Genomic DNA, 19,850 nt, shown 5'->3' on the forward strand with positions numbered 1-19,850 from the left:
AGCTCGGCAGAAAACAGTATTTGAACTTCGTTGCCTACCAATTCGTCAGACCGGCGCACTCGCGGCGGCGGGAAGTGGCCTGCGCCTGTTGACTCAGGCCGCGATAGAGAAGCCGCCGTTCCGCAGAGCTTACTTGCTTCCCAATAGCAGACGCCCGTTCAGCTCGCAGGACGGAAGGCTTTTCGCCAGGAGAAGGCTTAAGGCCGAGATTTCCTCACGAATAAAGACCGATAAGCAGACGTTTGGTTTGAGTCGCGGGACCTTCGACCGTGACGCTCATTTAGCGTCAGTTCCCAGCAGGCTCCGGCATCCGCATGTTGCCACATCTAGACTCGAGCACGAAATCGCTGCCTCCGGCTTCTTCGCCTAAGGATAACTTTGTCCAAAGGTCGTACCGTATACCCCCGACCACCCGCCGCCCAGCGCCTGGACTAGAGCCGCAGCGGTCGTCTGGCGGTCGGCGCGGATCTGGATCAGCGCGCGGCGGGCGGCGAACGCGGTCGCCTGCGCGGTGACGACGTCCGAATAGACAACGATGCCCGACTGATACTGGAAGCGCACGGCTGCCTCGCTTCGGTCGGCGGCGACCGAGGCGGTGGTCAGCAACGCCTCCTGCCGCGCGAGGATCGCGGTCGCGGCGAGATTGTCCTGCACCGCCTGGAACGCTGTGAGCGTCACCTGGCGATAATTGGCGACCGCGGCGTCATAGGCCGCGCGACTGCCCGCGACACGCGCCCGGCGCGCGCCTGCGTCGAAGATCGTCTGCGCGAGCGACGCGCCGACCGACCAGAGCGACGAGGCCGAGTTAAACAGGCTCGACAAGGTGTCGCTGTTGAAGCCCCCGCTCCCGCTGAGGCTGAGTGACGGAAAGAACGCGGCCCGATCGACGCCGATCTGGGCATTCGCCGCGGCGACCAGCCGCTCGGCCGAGGCGATGTCGGGGCGGCGTTCGAGCAACGTCGAGGGGAGCGCCACCGGTACGGTCGGGATCACCGGCTTCCAGTCGGCGATTGCCGGCAAGGTGAACACGGCGGCGTTTTCCCCAATAAGCGTCGCGATCGCATCCTCAAGCTGCGCGCGCGTGCGCTTTTCGCCTTCGAGGTCGGACTGCGCCGAGGCGAGCTGCGACTGGCCCTGGAACACGTCGCTGTGCGCGACGATGCCAGCATTGTAGCGATTGGTCGCGATCGTCAGCGAGCGCTGATACGCCGCGACGGTCGCAGCGAGGCTGACGATCTGCGCATCGGATGCGCGCAGCCCGAGATAATTGGTCACCAGTTCGCCATCGAGCGCGAGTTGCGCCGAGGCGAGATCGGCGCCGCGCGACTGTTCGGTGAAGCGCTGGGTGGCGACGGTGTTGCGGATCTCGCCGAACAGGTCCGGCGCCCAGCTGGCGGAAAGTCCCGCATTGTAGCTGGTGGAAGCGCGCGCGCCTGCGGCGGAGCTGACCCCGTTGGTGACGATCGTGCGCGATCCGCCCGATGCCGAATGCGTCACCGATCCGGTCGCCGATACCGTCGGGAAGAGGCTCGCGCGCGCCTCGCGGGTGAGCGCGCGGGCCTGGCGATAGGTCGCCTCGGCCTGCGCGAGCGTCTGGTTGTGCGCATGCTCGCGGACGACGAGATCGTCGAGCGTCGCGTCGCCGAAATCCTTCCACCAGTCGCCGCGCGGCGCGCCGTCGCCGGGCGCGGCGGGCTGCCAGCCGTCGACCGGCTTCCACTGCGTTGCATCGGGGCTGGTCGGCCGCGCATAGGGCGGGGCTAGCGAGCACCCGGCAAGCGCGACGCTGGCGAGGAGGGCGGACCAAGGGCGGATCGGTTTCATGCGGGAAGCTCGCGAAGGGTGCCGCGATTGGCAGCACGGGGGGTGGTCCGGCGGCGGCGTTTGGCGAGGCCGTCGAGGCAGACATAGATGACCGGGGTCGTGATCAGCGTCAGCACCTGGCTTGCGATCAGCCCGCCGATGATGACGATGCCGAGCGGCTGGCGCAGCTCCGCTCCCTCGCCGAAGCCGATCGCGAGCGGCAGCGCGCCGAGCGCGGCGGCGATCGTCGTCATCAGGATCGGTCGGAAACGCAAGATGCTTGCCTCGCGCGCCGCCGCCTCCGCGCTGATCCCGCGCGTGCGCTGCGCATGGATCGCGAAGTCGATGATCAGGATCGCGTTCTTCTTGACGATGCCGAGCAGCAGGAAGACGCCGATCAGCGCGATGATCGAGAAATCGAGCTTGAACAGCATCAGCGCAAGCACCGCCCCTACCCCTGCCGCGGGCAGCGTTGACAGCACGGTCAGCGGGTGGATCAGGCTTTCATAGAGGATGCCGAGCACGATGTAGATCGTCACCAAAGCGGCGAGGATCAGCAGCAGCTGGCCGCTCTGCGTATCCTGGAAGGTCGCCGCCGAGCCCGAGAATTTGCCGTGGACCGTGGTCGGCATGCCGATCTGCGCCTCGGCATCGGTGATTGTCGCCTGCGCGTCGGACAGAGCGACGCCGGGCGCGAGATCGAACGAGAGCGTGGTCGAGACCTCGGTCCCGTCATGGTTGACGCTTGCCGCGGTCGCCGCCTGGCCGATCGAGGCGATCGCGTCGAGCGGCACCATCGTGCGCGGCGTGTTGCTCAGCGCGGACCCGGTCGATGGACTGCGCAGCGCCGGGTTGGTGGCGACCGCGGCGGTCGCGGTAGCGGCGGTCTTGCCTGCCGTCCCCGTGCCGGTCGCGGCGACGCCGGTCGCGCTGGTCGTCGCAACCGTCGCCGTCGTCGTGCCGTTGAGCGCGGTGGCATTGGGCCCGGTCGCGATCACCGCATCGGCGTTGGCGGGGACGCGCACGTCGGTCAGCGCCTGCGGACCGGTGGTCATCTCCTGCGGCCAGCCGAGGATGACGCTGTACTGGTTGATATCCTCATAGATGTTGGCGACGCTGCGCTGGCCGAAGGCGTCGTACAGCGCATTGTCGACGTCGCGCGAGCTGATCCCGAGCCGTGCCGCGCTGTCGCGATCTATCGTCAGGAAGCTCTCGACGCCATTCTCGCTATAGTCGCTGTCGACGTTCGCGAGCTTCTTGTTGGCCTGCAGCGCGTCGTTGAGCTTCTTCGACCAGGTCTTGAGCGCAGCGGTGCTATCGGCGACGAGCGTATATTGATAGGAAGAATTGCCCTGCCGCGCGCCGATCCGCAGGTCCTGCACCGGCGCGAGGAACAGGCGGATCCCGGCGATAGGCTGGAGTTTGCGCTGCAGCCGCGCGATGATCTCGGGCTCGGCGACGCCGTGACGCTCGCCGACGGGTTTCAACGCCACCATCATGAACGCGCTGCCCGCACGGTTCCCCCCGGTGAAGCCGATCACCGACTGCACCGCGCGGTCCTTGTGGATGATGCCGACGACCTGGTTAAGCTTCACCTGCATGTCCTGGAACGACACGCTCTGGTCGGCGCGCACCCCCGCCATCAGCAGCGGCGATTGCTGCTGCGGGAAGAAGCCCTTGGGCACGACGACGTAGAGATAGGCGGTCAGCGCGAGCACGCCGACAAAAAGCACGAGCACCAGCGGCTTCATCGCCAGCGCCCAGTCGAGCGCCTTTTCGTAAACGCGTTCGACGCGCTGATAGCCGCGCTCGAGCCCGCGCGCGACGCCGCCCGGCTGCTTCACGGCCTCGCCCTCGCGTGGGCGGGGCTTGAGGAACCAGGCGCACAGCATCGGCGTGGTGGTGAGCGACAGGACGAGGCTGATCAGCACCGCCGCCGACAGCGTCACCGCGAATTCGCGGAACAGCCGCCCGACGATCCCGCCCATGAACAGCAAGGGGATGAACACTGCGACGAGGCTGACGCTGATCGACAGCACGGTGAAGCCGACCTCGGCCGCACCGCGGAGCGCCGCGTCGATCCGCCCCATCCCTTCCTCGAGATGCCGCGTGGTGTTCTCCAGCACGACGATCGCATCGTCGACGACGAAGCCGGTCGCCACCGTGATCGCCATCAGCGAGAGATTGTTGAGCGAGAAGCCGAGAAAATACATCACCCCGAAGGTGCCGAGCAGCGACACGACCGTCGCCACCGCCGGGACCATCGTCGAGCGGACGTCGCGCAGGAAGGCGAAGACGACGACGATCACCAGCACCAGCGCGATCAGCACTGTGATCTCGATCTCGCGCAGCGAGGCGCGGATCGAATTGGTGCGGTCCATCGCCACGTCGAGCTTGATGTCGGGCGGCAATTGCGCGCGCAAGGCAGGCAGCTCGGCGTTGATCTTGTCCACCATCTGGATGAGGTTGGCGCCAGGCTGCTGGGTGATATTGACGATGATCGCGCGATTGCCGTTGTAGAGGCCGAGCGTGCGCGTATCGGCGACGCTGTCGCTGACCGTCGCGATGTCGCCCAGCCGCACCGCCGAACTGCCGCGCCACGCCACCACCAGCGGGCGATAATCGGCGGCGGTCTTGCCCGCGGCGTTGGTGTAGATCTGCCACGATCGGCCGTCTTTGCCCGAAATCAGCCCCTTGGGTCGATTGGCGTTCGACGCCTCGATCGCCGCGCGGACATCCTCCATCGAGATGCCGTAGGAATTGAGCTCGAGCGGATTTACCGCGACGCGCACCGCCGGCAGCGACCCGCCGCCCAGCTCGACATCGCCGACGCCCGGGATCTGCGCCATGCGCTGCTGGATGATGTTCGACACCGCATCGTAGATCTGCCCGGCGGTGCGGGTGTCCGAGGTGAGTGCGAGCGTCACCACCGGCTGGCTCGCCGGGTTGACCTTGCGATAGGTCGGGTTCTGCCGGAGCGTGGCTGGCAGGTCGACGCGCGAAGCGCTGATCGCCGCCTGGACTTCGCGCGCGGCGGTGTCGATGTTCTTCGACAGGTCGAACTGCAGCGAGATCCGCGTTGAGCCGAGCGAGCTTGACGAGGTCATCTCGTTGACCCCGGCGATCGTCGACAGCCGCCGTTCGAGCGGCGTCGCGATGCTCTGCGCCATCACGTCGGGGCTCGCGCCGGCAAGGCTCGCCGAGACGCTGATCACCGGGAAATCGACCTGCGGCAAGGGTGCCACCGGCAGCGAAAAGAACGCCGCGATCCCGGCGAGCGCAAGCCCGATCGTCAGCAGGACCGTTGCGATCGGCCGCCGGATGAAGGGCACGGAGAGGTTCACGCCATCACCGCGACGGGTGCGCTTCGGATTCGGGACCGACGTCGGGGGATTTGTAGGCACCCCAGCCGCGCCTGGCGAAGGCTTGCTGCGCTCGGTCGAAATAGAGATAGATCACCGGCGTGGTGAACACCGTCAGCAACTGGCTGACGAGCAGCCCGCCGAAGATCGCGATGCCGAGCGGGCGGCGCAGTTCCGCCCCCTCGCCGTTGCCGAGCATTAACGGCACCGCCGAGAACAGCGCAGCGAGCGTCGTCATCAGGATCGGGCGGAAGCGCAGGATCGCCGCCTGGCGGATCGCCTCGAATGGCGCGAGCCCCTCGTCGCGCTCGGCGGCGATCGCGAAGTCGATCATCATGATCGCGTTCTTCTTAACGATGCCGATCAGCAGCACGATCCCGATGATCCCGATCACGTCGAGATCATGCCCCGTGATCCACAGCGCGAACAATGCGCCGACCGCCGCCGAGGGCAGAGTCGACAGGATCGTCAGCGGGTGGATGAAGCTTTCGTAGAGCACGCCGAGCACGATATAGACGCACACGATCGCCGCGAGGATCAGGTACAATTGGTTCGACAGCGACGAGGAGAAGGCCCCCGCTGCACCGAGGAAGCTGGTCGAGACGCCGGTCTTGAGCTTGAGGTCGGTGATCTTCGCCTGGACGGCATTCACCGCGGTGCCGAGCGAGACGCCCGGCGCGGTGTCGAAGCCGAGCGTCGCCGCCGGGAATTGCGCGACGTGATTGACCTGCAGCGGCGAGGTCCCCGCCTTGATCGTCGCGATCGCGCTGAGCGGCGTCGCGCCGCCGGACGCCTGGACGTGGAGCAGCCCGAGCGAGGCAGGGTCGGTCAGCAGGCCCGGTGCCGCCTCGAGGATCACGCGATATTGCGTCGTCTCGGTGAAGATCGTCGAGACGATCCGCTGCCCGAATGCCGAATAGAGCGCATCGTCGACGCTCGACGCGGTGATGTTGAGCCGCGCCGCCGAATCGCGATCGATGTTGATATACGCCGCCTGCCCCTGCGCGCCCGCGTCGGTGGTGACGTTGCGCACCTCGGAGACCGATTGCAGCGCCGCGGCGATGCGCTTGGCCTCCGCATTGACGTCGGCAGTGTTCGATCCCTCGACCGAGAAGCGGAACTGCGTCGGCCCGCTCTCGGCGTCGATCGTCAGGTCCTGCGTCGGCTGGAGGTAGAGCGTGACGCCCGGAATGCGATCCACCGCATCCTTGAGCCGCTGCATGACGTCGGCCTGCGCGCCGTGGCTCTCCTTGAGGTTGATGAACATGCTGCCCGAATTGAGCGTGGCATTGTCCGACCCGTCGACCCCGACGAACGACGACAGCGAGGCGACCGAACCGTCCTGGAGGATCGCCTTCGCTGCCTGCGCCTGGAGCGACGCCATCTTGTCGTACGAAACGCTGGTCGAGGCGATCAGCCGCGCCTGGAGCTGGCCGGTATCCTGTGTCGGGAACAACCCCTTGGGGATGACGAGATAGAGCAACACGGTCAGCGCGAAGGTCGCGATCGCCACCATCAGCGTGGTGAAGCGGCGGTCGAGCACATAGCCGAGCCCGCGTTCGTAATGATGCTCGACCCAGCCGAAGGCGGCGGCCGAGCGCTCAGCGATTCGGCTCTTCTTCTCGTCGGCGGGGCGCTTCAACCAGCGCGCCGACAGCATCGGCGTCAGCGTCAGCGAGACCACCGCCGAGATCAGGATGGTTATCGCCAGCGTCACCGCGAATTCGCGGAACAGCCGCCCGACGATATCGCCCATGAACAGCAACGGGATCAGCACCGCGATCAGCGAGACGGTGAGCGAGATGATCGTGAAGCCGATCTCCGACGCGCCCTGCAACGCCGCCTCGAACGGCTCCATCCCCTCCTCGATATGGCGCTGGATATTCTCGATCATCACGATCGCATCGTCGACGACGAAGCCGGTCGCGATCGTCAGCGCCATCAGCGAGAGGTTATCCAGGCTGTAGTGCAGCAGGTACATCACCCCGCACGTTCCGATCAGCGAGATCGGCACCGCGAGCCCGGCGACGAGCGTCGCGCGCGCCGAGTGCAGGAAAAAGAAGATCACCAGAACCACGAGCACGACCGCGAGCACCAGCTCGAACTCGACATCGCTGACCGAGGCGCGGATCCCCGTCGTGCGGTCGGCGAGCGTCGTTGCCTTGAGGCCAGCAGGCAAGCTCTTGAGCAGCACGGGGAGCTGCGCCTTGATCGCATCGGTCGTCTGGATGACGTTCGCGCCGGGCTGGCGCTGGACGTTGAGAATGATCGCGGGCGTCGTGTTGGCGAGCGCGCCCAGCCGCGCATTCTCGGCGCCCTCGGACACTTGCGCGACATCGGACAGGCGCACCGGGGCACCATTGGCGTAGCTGACGATCAGCGTCTTATAGTCGTCGACGCTCTCGAGCTGGTCGTTGGCGTTGATCTGGTACGAGCGGTTGGGCCCGTCGAAGCTGCCCTTCGCGCTGTTGGCATTGGCATTGTCGATCGCGGTGCGCAGCTGCGACAGCGACAGGCCGTAACTCGCCAGCGCCTGGGTATCGGCGCGGATCCGCATCGCCGGCTTCTGCCCGCCGGCTAGCGAGACGAGCCCGACGCCGCTGATCTGGCTGATCTTCTGCGCGAGGCGCGTGTCGACGATCGACTGGACCTGCGTCAGCGGCATCGTGTCCGAGCTGACCGCAATCGTCAGGATCGGCGCGTCGGCCGGGTTGACCTTGGCATAGACCGGCGGCGCGGGAAGATCGGCCGGGAGCAAGGCCGACGACGCGTTGATCGCCGCCTGGACTTCCTGTTCGGCGACGTCAAGGCCCTCCGAAAGCCCGAACTGCAGCGTGATGACCGAGGCGCCCGCGGTGCTGTTCGAGGCCATGCGCGACAGGCCCGGCATCTCGCCGAACTGGCGCTCGAGCGGCGCGGTCACAGTCTGGCTCATCACCTCGGGGCTGCCGCCGGGATAGAGCGTCGTCACCTCGATCGTCGGATAATCGACCTCGGGCAAGGCCGAGAGCGACAGCATGCGGAAGCCGACGAAACCCGCCAGCACGATGCCGATCATCAGCAGCGCGGTCGCGACGGGACGGAGGATGAAGATGCGGGACGGGCTCATCACACTGGCGCTCAGCCGCCCTGCCCGCCGCGCCTGCGTCGCCCACCGCCAGCACCGCGCGCGGCGGGCTTGTCGCCCGGTAGCGCGACCTTGGCGCCCTCACTCAACCGGTCGCCGCCATCTGTGACGACGGTGTCACCCAGTTTCAGACCGGTGAGGATCTGCACCTTGTCGGCGCTGGTCACCCCGGTGGTGACCTTGCGCTGCGTAACGGTGCGGTCGCCTTTCAGCAGCCAGACGAACGCGCTGTCCTGCCCCGAACGGACCGCGGCCGGCGGAATGGTGATCGCCTGGCGTGCGGTGTTGACCGTCAGCCGGACGTTGACGAACTGGTTCGGGTAGAGCTGGTTTGCGGGATTGGCGAAACGCGCCTTGCCCTTGATCGTCCCCGTCGAGGTATCGACCTGATTGTCGAGCGTCGAGAAGCGCCCCTGGTCGAGCGTCTGCGTGCGCGTCCGGTCGAGCGCGACCGCGGGGATCGGGGCGCCTTGCGCGATCCGTTGGGCGATCACCGGCGCCTGGTCCTGCGGCACCGCGAACGCGACGTCGATCGGCTGGAGCGTCGTCACCACCGCGATGCCGTTGGCGTCTCCCGCGCCGATGTAATTGCCGATATCGACGACGCGCAGGCCGACGCGGCCCGACACCGGGGAGAGCACGCGCGTGAAGCCGAGGTTGATCTGCGCCTGCTGCACCGCGCCCTGGTCGATCGCGATCGTGCCCTCGAGCTGCTTGGCGGTCGCCGCCTGCGTATCGACGTCCTGCCGCGCGATCGAATCCTGGCCGAGCAGCGTAGTGTAGCGGCTCAGCTGGACGCGCGCATTGGCGAGCTGCGCCTGGTCGCGGATCAGCGCGCCCTTCGCTTGCAGCAGCGCCGCCTGGTACGGCCGCGGATCGATGATCGCGAGCACCTCGCCCTTCTTGACGAGCTGCCCCTCGGTATAGAGCAATTTGGTGATCGTGCCCGAGACCTGCGGGCGGATCGTCACCGTCGCGGCGGGGGTGACCGTGCCGAGCGCCTCGACCACCACCGGCAGATCGGCGGCGCTCGCCTTGACCGTTGCCACCGTCGTCGGCTGGCCCCCGCCTGCGCCTGCGCCTGCGCCTGCGCCTGCGCCTCCCCGGCCGCCGCCGCCGCCGCGCCGACCCCCACCGGCACCTCCGGCGGCCGAACCTGACTGCGACAGCCACACTGCCAAAAGAATGAGCAACAGCAGGCCGCCAAGCCCGGCGATCCAACTGATCGTCCGACCGCGCGTCCCCAGTCGGTGCGTCGCATCCGGGCGTGTCGCGTCGGGCGTGGTACTCGTTTCGTACTCGGGCATGTCGGGCTTCCGCAGCAATCTGCAACTGCTTCCGCATCGGCGGGTCGGTCGTGTCAATCATTCAATTGTCGCAAATCTTGCCGATCAGCGTGCTCGTTCCTCGCGGGCGATGCTAAAAGCCTAATCTCCGTCAGGACCTTCAGCTGGCATGGAGCCGCGTCGTAGCTGACTCTCACCATCCGATTGACCCAGATGCGGACGTTCAGGAGGGTTTGAACACCTGTTAGAAGCGGTCATTCGTTGATCGCGTATGGGACAAGTTTGATTACACAAGCATCCGCGTGGAACGAGTTGGAGACAATGGTGCGAGTCCTCAATCCCATGCCGACCGGACTGTACATCAGGGGCGAATAATGGCTCAGAATCGCGGACATCACGTTGCATAACGCCGTTAACGAACTGCGGCATCCTTCACGCAGCCGGGTTCACATTGTCAGCGTGCGGTCATATCCAGTCAGTTCAAGATATCCGCGCCCACCCGTGGTCCGCACCGCGCCTTCCCAATAGACCGGTAGGCCGCTCCGCCGCGCGTCAAGCTCCTGCGCTGCGAATAGCGGAGTTAGCAGCCAGCGATGCACGCCATCTGGCAACCGCACACTAAGCTCCTGTTTTACCGGATACACCGCTCCGGTCACGGGACTGCGCCACTGCGCCAATCGGCGGAACGCCACGTCGCGAGGTGCCAGCACGACGATCGTACCGTCGGCGCGGCGTAGCGATCCGCCCCCCCATAGCGTCCCGCCCGCTTTGCGCCGGATACGGAAGGCCATGAGGGCACTGCCGTCATCGAAGTTGAGGCCGGTCCAGTCCCACCCTTGCGCATCGCTCTGGAGATAGTTCGAGGACCATTCGCGATCGAGCCAAGCCTCTCCGGTTACCGCAACCGAGGTGCCACCGCGCCGAACGTTGCCCGCGACCTTGAGGTGCGGGATCGAATAATAGTAGCTGGCCGCCTCGGACTGCGGCCCCTTTCGGCTAAACCCGCCCTGGCCCTGTGGCAGCGGCGGCTGGGTCGGCACGAAGGTCAGCGCAAGCGCGAAGTCGGGTGCCCCCACTTTCGTCGCCCAACGCCCGTCGGCGCTCCGCCGCAGCCTCCAGTCGCGGATCGTGACGTCGGCATCGGCGGTTCCGGCACTTGCCAAGCCGAACCCCGCCCGCGCGGACCGCTCGCCGTGCAGCAACCGCCCGATCTTCGGGTCCGACAGTGCGGCGTGCGCGAAGAGGACCTGCCCGGCGGCGAAGCGGCTCGGATTGGCCGGATCGACCGCCGGCCGGATGCGGAAGAAGGTGACCTGGAAGCCGAGATCGGCGCCCTCTGCGGTGCGCAGCCAGCCGGTGACATACCACCATTCGGTGCGGAACGGCGGATGCGCCCCGTGATCGCGCGGGTAGTGCAGCATGACGCCGGGCTTCACCACCGGATAGGGCATCGGCGCGGACGCGGTCAGGCTCGAGGCGGCGAGCAGCGCAACCAGTGGGGACACGCGCATCACCAATCCTTCCGCACCGATTGCACCGCGCTGCGCGATGTCGCGCGACGGCCTGCCAGCACGGCGGTAACCGCTGCCGCACCCGTCAGCGCCGCGGCCACCGCGACCAGCGTCCCGACCGGAATGCGTGTTTCCATCGTCCAATTGAAAGATTGCGGGTTGATCACATGGATCAGCACCTGCGCCAGCACCAACCCGAGCCCGATCCCGGCGAGCGCGCCGGTCAGTCCGACGATAGCCCCCTCGGTCGCCAGCATCGCGCTCAATTGGCCGCGCGTAAGACCGAGATGGCGCAGCATCCCGAATTCGCGCTCGCGCGCCAGCGTTTGCGCCGACATGGTCGCCGCGACACCGGATAAGCCGACCAGGATGGCGATCGCCTCGAGCAGATAGGTCACGGCGAAACTCCGGTCGAACAGCGTCAAGGCGAACCGGCGCAGCATCGCCGGCTGAGTGATATCGACTGGGCCGCGCAGCGCCGGTGGTAATCGTGTGCGCAGACCCTGCACTACCGCTGCTGCATCGCTGCCCGGCACGAGCGTGGCCGATGCCTCGTCGCGTCCCGTGTCGCCAGTCAGACGCTGATAGTCGGCCTCGTCGATCAGCACCGCGCCGCCTTGCCGCGCATAGTCGCGCCATACCCCCGCCACTGCGAAGCGCGAGCCGCCGCCGATCGGCAAGCGAATCACGTCGCCGGGGTGCCAGCCGTAAAGGCGTTGGGCTGGCTCCGACACCCAAATCGGGAGTATTCCAGTTGGCACCGCGTCCGCGCGGGCGATCAGCACGAACTGCGGATCCTCCACGCTGCGCTGCGGCCGCGCGACGAGCGCGATCGGCGGACGATCGGGCGCGATGGTCAGCGGAAGCTGTCGTCCGAAGGCGATACGCGCGACACCGGGCGTCGCGGCAAGTCTCGCGCGCGTTGCGGGGTCGAAACTCGCGCCCGCATTGGTGCGCATATAGAGATCGGCGCTGAGCACTTGGCCGAGCCAGTCGTCGACCGCGCCGCGAAAGCTCGTCACCATCGTCGCCATCGCGATCATCAACGCGGTCGAGGCGACGATGCCGCACAGCGCGGTCGCGGCCTCGCCTGGCGCACCGTGCAAATGCCGAATCGCGAGCTGCCGTGGCACCGTGCCGATCGCACGGCGGGCGAGCGGCCCCAGCAGCGCCCGCGCGAACCACGGCACCCCCGCTATGCCACCGGCCAGAAGCAGCGCCATTCCGGCAAAGCCGAACAGCGGCAAGTGTGCGACCGGCGGCAGCAGCGACACCGCGCTGCCTGCGAGCAGCAAAGCGGCAGCCGGCCACCACGCCACGCGCTGGCGCGGATCAAGCACGTCGCCGGCATTCTTCAGCGCCGCCGCCGGCGCAGCGCGCGCCGCCAGTCGCGCCGGAACAGCGCTCCCGGCAACCGCCGCAAGCAGGCCGATCGCGAAAAAGCCGAGCGCCGCCAAGGGCTGGAACACCAACCTCGCCCCCACGCCGCGAAAATAGCCGGCGCCGAGGTCACCGCCCAGCCAGTGCACTGCAGCCCAGGCAAGCCCATAACCCGCCGCCAGCCCAATGCCCGATCCGATCACGCCGATCGCCACGCCCTCGGCCACGACGGCCGCGACCACCCCGGCGCGCGGCATGCCGAGCGTGCGCAAGAGCGCGAAGGCCCGCTGCCGTCGGACGACCGACAGCGACTGCGCCGAATAGACCAGAAATCCGCCGGTCAGCAGCGCGACGAGCGCCAGCATGTCGAGATTGACACGGTATGCGCGGGACAGCGCGTCACCCTGCAGCGACTGTGCTTGCGCGCTCGAGATCACGGCGTCGCCGGGCATGACCCTCGACAACGCGGCATCTGCCGCCGGGCGATCCGCCACCTTCACATCGATCCGATCGAGCCGTCCGATCCGGTCAAACCGCCACTGCGCGGCGGCGATGTCCATCGCCGCGACTGCGCTGCTGTCGGCAACCCCGGGGAGCGTGCCGGCGATGCGCAGTGGCACGACGCGCCCGTTCGCGGCGATCGTGACCACCGCTCCAAGCTTCGCGCCGCTACGCTCGAGTGCCCCGCGCGACAGGAAGACGGCCGCTTCGTCGAACACCGCCGCGCCTTCCGCCCCCGGCCCCTGCGGGCGGACCCCGATCAGCGTCGGAGTCACCGCAGCAGCGCGCAGGATGTCGAGCCCAAGCAGCGTCACGCGCGCCGTGCCGATCCGCGCTTCGAGTTGAACGACGGGACTTACGTCCACGACCCCATCGGCTAGCGCTACGCGCGGATAAAGGCGCTCTTCAAACCCGAGCCGGCTGGTCGCTTTCACGCTCAGGTCGGCGGAGCCGTTCACGCCGCGCACCGCGCTGTCGAACGACGCCAGCGCCGAGCCGTTGACCAGATGCACTGCAAAGCCGAGCGCGACCCCCACCGCAATCGCTACCGCAGTGACCAGGAAGCGCGCGGGATGAAATCGCCACTCGCCTGCGATCAGCCAGCCGAGCGCGAGCCGCCCCGACCACAGACCGGGCTCAGCGCGCACGCTCGACCAGGCCCTCGGTAGTGAGCATCAGCACGCGGTCAGCAATCGCGGCGGTCGCGTCCGAATGGGTGACGAGCACCGCCGCTGCGCCACGCTCGCGCGCGGCATCGGCGAACAGCGTCAGCACGCGCCCGGCCGTCTCGGGATCGAGGTTGCCGGTCGGCTCGTCCGCGAGGATGAGCGCCGGCCGATGGACGAGTGCGCGCGCGATCGCCACGCGCTGCAATTCGCCGCCCGACAAGTCGCGCGCATAACCCCCGCCGCGCCGGCCAAGGCCGACCGCGGCGAGCATCGCCTCCGCCTCGACCTGCGCCGCCACAGCGTCGGGCGAGACCAGCGCCAGCGGGAGCGCGACGTTCTGCTCTAGGGTGAGGTACGGCAGGATGTGGAAAGCCTGGAAAACGAAGCCGATCCGTTCGCGCCGCAGCCGGGTCCGCGCGGTCTCGTCAAGGCCGCCGAGGGCGATCCCTTCGATCGCCACCACGCCCGCATCGGAGTCGTCCAACCCGGCGAGGATGTTGAGCAGCGTCGATTTGCCGACGCCGGATTCGCCAGTAATCGCCACGATCTCTCCGGCACCGACCGTGAAGTCGAGGCCGCGAAACAGCGTGCGCGGGCCGGGAACGCTTTTTGCGAGCGCGCGCACCGTCAGGAGGGAAGGATCAGCCATCCTCGCTTGTCGCCGGTTGCCAATGCGCCGACAAGATCAATCATACTGGGTATCGGCGCAAACCTCTGACGCTCAAAAGCTACCGGGGGGCTTTCAGGCACGATACTAAGGCGACGAAGCCATCACCATCTGATCGACAATTGCTACGAACTTCGTGCTGGGAAGACCCAGAGTCGGCCGCTCGCGGCACCTTTTGCACTTCCCAAACCCTGCCATTCATTAATGTCGATCGGGGGTGACCCAATATCGCCGCGCCATGACGATCATGACTTTGGCCGACAGAATGCGAAAATTTAAAAGGGCGGCTTGAAGGTCCCCCAGATAGTAGACTTCTGTTCCGAGCCGTAACCGAGTAGCACTACCCCTTCTTCGCGAAAGGCGCTTTGTGAATAGGCGTCGAAACAGGGCCGCCGCCTAAATACGGCTAAGCCATTGTGGTGTAAGGCAGAACGGAGCCTCTCTTGGGCTCTGATCGGCGCCGCTTGGGACCCCCTTCAAACTTTATAATATCAAGCGTTGCCAGTAGGTTTCCTGGCAGAAGACGGGAGTCCCGTTTCGACGCCTATTTACAGCATTTGCCAGCACCGCGAGTCTTCTGCTCACCGCTATCGCTTGCGGCGTGGCATTTTTGCAGTCGCGGTTTCGCCGGCACGGCAAACGGCTGTACCGGTTACGCGGCAATCAACAGTTCCAGCCTCTCGACCTCACGGGCGAACGCAAAACAAAGCTGATCACGTTGGTCCTCCGGTGTGGGCGCGCACGCGAAGCATCTGCGCAACCTCTATGTCTATTTCTGGCGCTGGGCCGCGTGGAAGGTGTTCGAACAGGGTGGCGGCGGGCGCGACCGGACGCCGCCGGCGGAGGAAAAACTATCCGGCCTGGTGTGCTACATAACTGTCGCCGGGTTTCTGAATGGGCCCGGGTTCCAGAAGATGCGCGCGGACCTGCGCCGCGAATGCGACGAGATTTGGGTGATCGACTGTTCGCCCGAGGGGCATCAGCCGGATGTTTCGTCGCGCATCTTTCAGGGAGTGCAGCATCCGGTGTGCATCGTGCTGGCGTCACGATCCACCGCCAAGGGGAGCGAAACGCCGGCGCGCGTGCGCTATCGCGCGCTGGCCAAGGGGCGGCGTGGCGCGAAGTTCGCCGAGCTGGCAGAGATGACGCTCGACAGCGCGGGCTGGCGAGACTGCTCAAGTGAGGCGCGGGCGCCGTTCCTGCCGGAGTTCGCCGGGGGGTGGGGTGATTATGTGGCGCTGGATGCGGTGATTGGGGACATGGGATCTGGCGTTATGCCGGGGCGCACCTGGGCGGTATCTCCTGACACCGGCACACTTCAACAGCGATGGGCAGCGCTATCGGGTGAGAAAGACGACGTCATCAAGGAAAAGCTTCTTCACCCTCAGTTACGAAAAGGCTTGGTATCGGCCCGCCACATCCGAAAGTTCGTTAAAGAGCAACTGGGCACCTATCCCCTCAGAGCGGTCCCGATAATCGACGACGATCAACCGATCGTCACGCCAGTGCGCTACGGTTTTCGTTCGTTCGATCGCCAATGGATACCGGCTGACTCGCGCCTTCTAAATGATCCCCGACCAAAAATTTGGGCGTCTTACGGCTCCAAACAAGTTTTCCTGACGGGCCTAATGGCGAGTAGCCCGACATCTGGGCCAGCCATTTCTGCCACATCGCTGATCCCCGATCAGGATCATTACAAGGGCTCGTTCGGCGGCCGAGTGTTCGCGCTCTGGAAAGACGCCACCGCCACGGAGTCAACCATCTCGCCGATAGTACTCGCCGAACTGGCTCGAACCTATGGCGCGCCGGTCGATCCGGTCGATGTGTTCGCTTATGTCGCCGCTTTGCTCGCGCACCCCGCGTACATCGAGCGCTTCCGGGGCGACCTGATTCGGCCAGGGCTACGCGTGCCGCTGACCGCCGACGCGACGCTGTTCGCGGAAACGGCGACGATCGGACGCGAGGTAATCTGGCTGCACAGCTTCGGCGAGCGTTTCGCCGAGGGGCATCCCGCCGGCCCGCCGCGCGCTGCGGCGGATTTGCCGATATATTCCAAAGAGGGCCGAATTCCTTCAACGCCTGAGGGTTTTCCCGACACTATCGACTATGATGCCGCGGAACGACGACTCAAAATTGGTACCGGCTTCATCGACAACGTTCCGCCCGCGGTGTGGGCTTATGAAATGTCGGGCAAAAGCGTGCTGCGGCAGTGGTTCAGCTATCGCAAAAAGGACCGCGAACGCCCACAGATCGGAGACAAGCGTTCACCGTCACCGCTCGGCGATATCCAGCCTGACCAATGGCTGCCCGAATACACAAGCGAGTTGATCAATGTGCTCAACGTGTTGGCGCTCCTTGTCACCCTCGAGCCCAAACAGGCCGACCTTCTCGCACGCATTTGCGACGGGCCACTGATCGCAGGCACTCGCCTGAAACCATGAGATCGGGCGTTATTACTGAAGGGCGAGGATTGGTATCAGACGCACCAGCGCGTGCGGAATCATGCGAGCAAGAGAAGCCTTTGCCGTGCTTGACAAGCCCGATAGAGGAAGACAAAGCCCACGATTAGCGGTATGTTCCCTATTCGTTCCAAAGGGAGATCTCAAATGGCCCAGTTGTCGCCGATCGAATGGACGGACGTCACCTGGAATCCTGTCGCTGGCTGCGCCATTGCCACCGCGGGATGCACCAATTGCTACGCTATGCGTATGGCAGCGCGGCTCGAAGCTATGGGCGTAGAAAAATATGCGGGCCTGACGCGTAAGAGCGGCGACCGCTACGTATGGACCGGAACGGTTGTCCAAGACGAAAAGTCACTGAAAGCACCGCGATCGTGGCGGATGCCGCGAACCGTTTTCGTCAATTCGATGTCCGATTTGTTCCATGAAACGGTTGAAACTGCTTTCATCTGCAAGGTTTGGGACGTGATGCGTGATACGCCGCAGCACACGTACCAGATCCTGACGAAGCGTCCGGAGCGGATGCGCACGGTGCTGTCATCGCCAGGCTTCTTGGTGCTGCCAAACGTATGGATCGGAACCAGTGTCGAGGACGCGGCAGTTATTGGACGGATCGGTGATCTGCGTCTAACGCCCGCGGCGGTCCGCTTCATCTCTTTCGAGCCCCTCATCGGTTCGGTAGCCAGCGCCGATATCACGGGTATCGATTGGGCAATTGTTGGCGGCGAAAGCGGCCCGCGTGCGCGCCCGATGTTGGAGGATTGGGTACACGAGATCGAGGAAATGTGTCGTGAAACACGCACCGCTTTCTTTTTCAAGCAATGGGGCGGGCGCAACAAGAAAGCTGCGGGCCGCCTGCTTAACGGCCGGACATATGACGAGATGCCGCGCCGCCATACTTCTTCAGGGTCGCCTTTACACCTTTCTTTATGAGGCCAATTGCGGGATCGCTCGCGCTATTCGATAGGCAAAAGAGAGAAAAAAGCTGTCCCCTGCCATCTGCGATTAGCGGCAACGGTTCCGATACGTAGCGGAAAAGCGTACCAAGACGCTTTCTGGCATATTCTTCGATTTGTGGCTGCGTAACCTTTCTCACGGAAGTCGACACGACTGTATCAAACAAGTCGACCGACACGTGAGTATTGTACAGCTCCTCACGCCAATTGAGTGTTCCGAAGATGGAATCGAGCTTCGACGCCTTGCTCTCGTTCACGCGCGACATGTCCCATGCAAGCTGGCGTGTGACCGCGAGCACTGGAAAGAGATACCAGACATCGGCTGCTTTTGTGTCCGCGAGCAAGCGTAGGGTTTCCCACTCGACATTCATCCCATACGGATCGAGAAACACGCAGGCACGATGTTTACCCCGCCCGGCGATCTGATTACGCCATGGGGCGGAGGTGAATATTGATCGTAACTCGGCGTTGGCATCGCCGTGCCGGCATTCAATCTTCTGATCGGGTCTGGCCTTTCGGATGGCATCAAGCTCACGAAACCGCGATGCTTGACCCTCGATAAAGACGTGGCGGTTAAATGGAGGGTCCACAGCGAGGGCCCTGAGCACCGACCCTGCAAGTTCCTCGGTCTCTTCAGTGACTGGCGTATCGCTAAGAAGACCGCCGGTTTCTTTTTCAACCGTCCGCGTACCCGATCCGGCGAACGCATCTATATACCACAGATCGAATGGCTGGGTTTCCAGCACGCGTGTGAAAAAGCCCAAATAATAATGGACCGCGTCGAGCTTTAGCTCGGTCCATGCCCCGCCAAACCGATGCCCTTGCTCTACACTGATCACGGCCATGAGAGTCTCTCCTTAGCGGTGACCATCGTAGAGAACGAATACCGAACGAACAATCGGCGATCTTAGCCGGTCTGGGGTTAGTATATCTTTGGTCGCCCGGCGTATGTCCGCTGAATGACGAGCATCGAACATGAATTGCTTGTCGCCTCACCGCCCGGTCCCCAACCGGCCGCGTGTACGAAAGGGAGGTTACCGCGAGCGCCGCCCGAAAGCGGCCAGTCCGTTTTCCACCCAAATCACCTTGATAGCAGCCTGTCCGCAGCACCCGTTGCACTGAAATTCTGACCGTCCGCAAGGATGAGGAGCGTGCTTTCCCCCGCCTTGTGCCGGGGGGCGGGGAGGGCGGGTGGCCCTACATTCCTATTCCGAGGCCGCGACCCAAATCGATCCCCTGATGGAAAGCGAGCTCGGCGCCGAGCTTGCGGCCAGTCTCGAACTGGATGCCGAGCAGCTGCTTGCGGTTGGCAAGGATCGATTCCATCTGCGGATCACGCTCGAGCGATTTCGCCATGCCGCGCATGTCATCCTGAAACGCGCGTCGGCGTTCATAATCGCCCGATGCGTAGGCACGTTCTGCCCCGGCGCTCAGACGATTCCAGCGCTCGACGAACCGGTCGGCCCGAAGTTCAGGATTGGTGCGCACCTCGCGCTCGCGGATGATCGCAAGCCGCGCGCGTTCCGTATCGCCACCAGCAGCTTCCGGCGCGAGCGACGCGTCCCGCGAATAGGCGCTCTCGGCGTCGGTCGCGGCATGCTGGCGAAGTTTGTTGAGATCGCGCCTCGCCTCGCCGAGATCGCGCAGCTGATCTGGCGTGGCGTCGCCGCCGCGGTCCTGCATCGTGAAGATCGCCTGCACCGCGCGCGCATGCCGCGCGATAGCACGATCGCGCACCGCAGCGACGCTCTCCTGCGGCTCTTGCACTTGCGGTTCGGGGGCTTTCACCGACAGCCGCAAGCCGTCGAACATCCCGCGCACTTTCGCCGGCACGGCGTTTGCCATGTCGGCAATGCGCTCGCGCACGGTAATCCCGCGCCGCTCGGCGAAGTCGCGTTCCGGGGTCGCGCCATGCCCGTAGTCGCTGGCCATATCTTTCGCGCGCTCGCGGGATAGCGTGCGGACCAGCTTGCCTTGGTCCGCAAAGTCATCCTTGCCGTAATGCAGGTCCAGACCTTCGCGATGCCGCGACAGCGCAACATAGGATGAGTGACTGTCCATTCCCGGCGTGGCCAGCACATGCGTACGGTCGACCGTCATCCCCTGTGCTTTGTGAATCGTGGCGGCGTA

Annotated in this window: 11 protein-coding genes and 1 pseudogene; 3 read left to right on the forward strand and 9 right to left on the reverse strand. The window is 65.3% G+C overall.

Going from position 1 to position 19,850, the window contains the following annotated elements:
- Positions 1-370, forward strand: a 370-nt coding sequence (locus U1872_RS21730) for a hypothetical protein (RefSeq protein ID WP_332794972.1), incomplete at its 5' end; no start/stop codon positions are given.
- Here the strand turns inward: U1872_RS21730 and U1872_RS21735 are convergent.
- The 7 genes from U1872_RS21735 to U1872_RS21765 all read right to left on the reverse strand — a co-directional run bounded on the left by U1872_RS21735 (position 367) and on the right by U1872_RS21765 (position 14,287).
- Positions 367-1,824, reverse strand: coding sequence for an efflux transporter outer membrane subunit (locus U1872_RS21735; protein WP_332794973.1), 1,458 nt, complete (start codon positions 1,822-1,824; stop codon positions 367-369). The genes U1872_RS21730 and U1872_RS21735 overlap by 4 nt on opposite strands.
- Complete coding sequence (locus tag U1872_RS21740) at positions 1,821-5,147, reverse strand: efflux RND transporter permease subunit (protein WP_332794974.1); 3,327 nt, start codon at positions 5,145-5,147, stop codon at positions 1,821-1,823. Before U1872_RS21740 ends, U1872_RS21735 begins: the two co-directional genes overlap by 4 nt.
- Before the next feature lie 4 nt (positions 5,148-5,151).
- On the reverse strand, positions 5,152-8,274 hold the full coding sequence (locus U1872_RS21745; RefSeq protein ID WP_332794975.1) for an efflux RND transporter permease subunit: 3,123 nt from the start codon (positions 8,272-8,274) through the stop codon (positions 5,152-5,154).
- A gap of 11 nt (positions 8,275-8,285) precedes the next feature.
- Complete coding sequence (locus tag U1872_RS21750; RefSeq protein WP_332794976.1) at positions 8,286-9,599, reverse strand: efflux RND transporter periplasmic adaptor subunit; 1,314 nt, start codon at positions 9,597-9,599, stop codon at positions 8,286-8,288.
- A gap of 425 nt (positions 9,600-10,024) precedes the next feature.
- Positions 10,025-11,089, reverse strand: a complete 1,065-nt coding sequence (locus U1872_RS21755; protein WP_332794977.1) for a lipocalin-like domain-containing protein — start codon at positions 11,087-11,089, stop codon at positions 10,025-10,027.
- Entirely contained in the window at positions 11,089-13,617 is a 2,529-nt protein-coding gene (locus U1872_RS21760) for an FtsX-like permease family protein (RefSeq protein ID WP_332794978.1), read from the reverse strand. The genes U1872_RS21755 and U1872_RS21760 overlap by 1 nt, the downstream gene beginning before the upstream one ends.
- The gene (locus U1872_RS21765) at positions 13,607-14,287 is read right to left on the reverse strand and encodes an ABC transporter ATP-binding protein (protein ID WP_332794979.1); all 681 of its coding nucleotides are present in this window, start codon (positions 14,285-14,287) and stop codon (positions 13,607-13,609) included. The genes U1872_RS21760 and U1872_RS21765 overlap by 11 nt, the downstream gene beginning before the upstream one ends.
- A gap of 749 nt (positions 14,288-15,036) precedes the next feature.
- On the opposite strand from U1872_RS21765, the gene U1872_RS21770 reads away from it, so the two are divergent.
- A complete protein-coding gene (locus U1872_RS21770) occupies positions 15,037-16,746 on the forward strand; it encodes a type ISP restriction/modification enzyme (protein WP_332794980.1) in 1,710 nt (569 codons plus the stop codon).
- 165 nt (positions 16,747-16,911) lie between these two features.
- On the forward strand, positions 16,912-17,697 hold the full coding sequence (locus U1872_RS21775; RefSeq protein ID WP_332794981.1) for a DUF5131 family protein: 786 nt from the start codon (positions 16,912-16,914) through the stop codon (positions 17,695-17,697).
- Here the strand turns inward: U1872_RS21775 and tcmP are convergent.
- Both tcmP and U1872_RS21785 read right to left on the reverse strand, forming a co-directional pair.
- Entirely contained in the window at positions 17,624-18,565 is a 942-nt protein-coding gene (tcmP, locus tag U1872_RS21780) for a three-Cys-motif partner protein TcmP (protein ID WP_332794982.1), read from the reverse strand. The two genes, U1872_RS21775 and tcmP, sit on opposite strands and share 74 nt — an antisense overlap.
- A gap of 352 nt (positions 18,566-18,917) precedes the next feature.
- A pseudogene (locus tag U1872_RS21785) lies at positions 18,918-19,850 on the reverse strand (Ti-type conjugative transfer relaxase TraA); the annotation flags it as partial.

This window comes from Parasphingomonas frigoris, assembly GCF_036663815.1.
Lineage (GTDB): Bacteria > Pseudomonadota > Alphaproteobacteria > Sphingomonadales > Sphingomonadaceae > Sphingomonas.

What these genes read in the sequence shown, in the direction of transcription:
- U1872_RS21735 (WP_332794973.1), bottom strand. Translation starts at nt 1,824, where the DNA reads ATGAAACCGATCCGCCCTTGGTCCGCCCTCCTCGCCAGCGTCGCGCTT.
- U1872_RS21745 (WP_332794975.1), bottom strand. Translation starts at nt 8,274, where the DNA reads ATGAGCCCGTCCCGCATCTTCATCCTCCGTCCCGTCGCGACCGCGCTG.
- U1872_RS21750 (WP_332794976.1), bottom strand. Translation starts at nt 9,599, where the DNA reads ATGCCCGAGTACGAAACGAGTACCACGCCCGACGCGACACGCCCGGAT.
- U1872_RS21755 (WP_332794977.1), bottom strand. Translation starts at nt 11,089, where the DNA reads ATGCGCGTGTCCCCACTGGTTGCGCTGCTCGCCGCCTCGAGCCTGACC.
- U1872_RS21765 (WP_332794979.1), bottom strand. Translation starts at nt 14,287, where the DNA reads ATGGCTGATCCTTCCCTCCTGACGGTGCGCGCGCTCGCAAAAAGCGTT.
- U1872_RS21775 (WP_332794981.1), top strand. Translation starts at nt 16,912, where the DNA reads ATGGCCCAGTTGTCGCCGATCGAATGGACGGACGTCACCTGGAATCCT.
- tcmP (WP_332794982.1), bottom strand. Translation starts at nt 18,565, where the DNA reads ATGGCCGTGATCAGTGTAGAGCAAGGGCATCGGTTTGGCGGGGCATGG.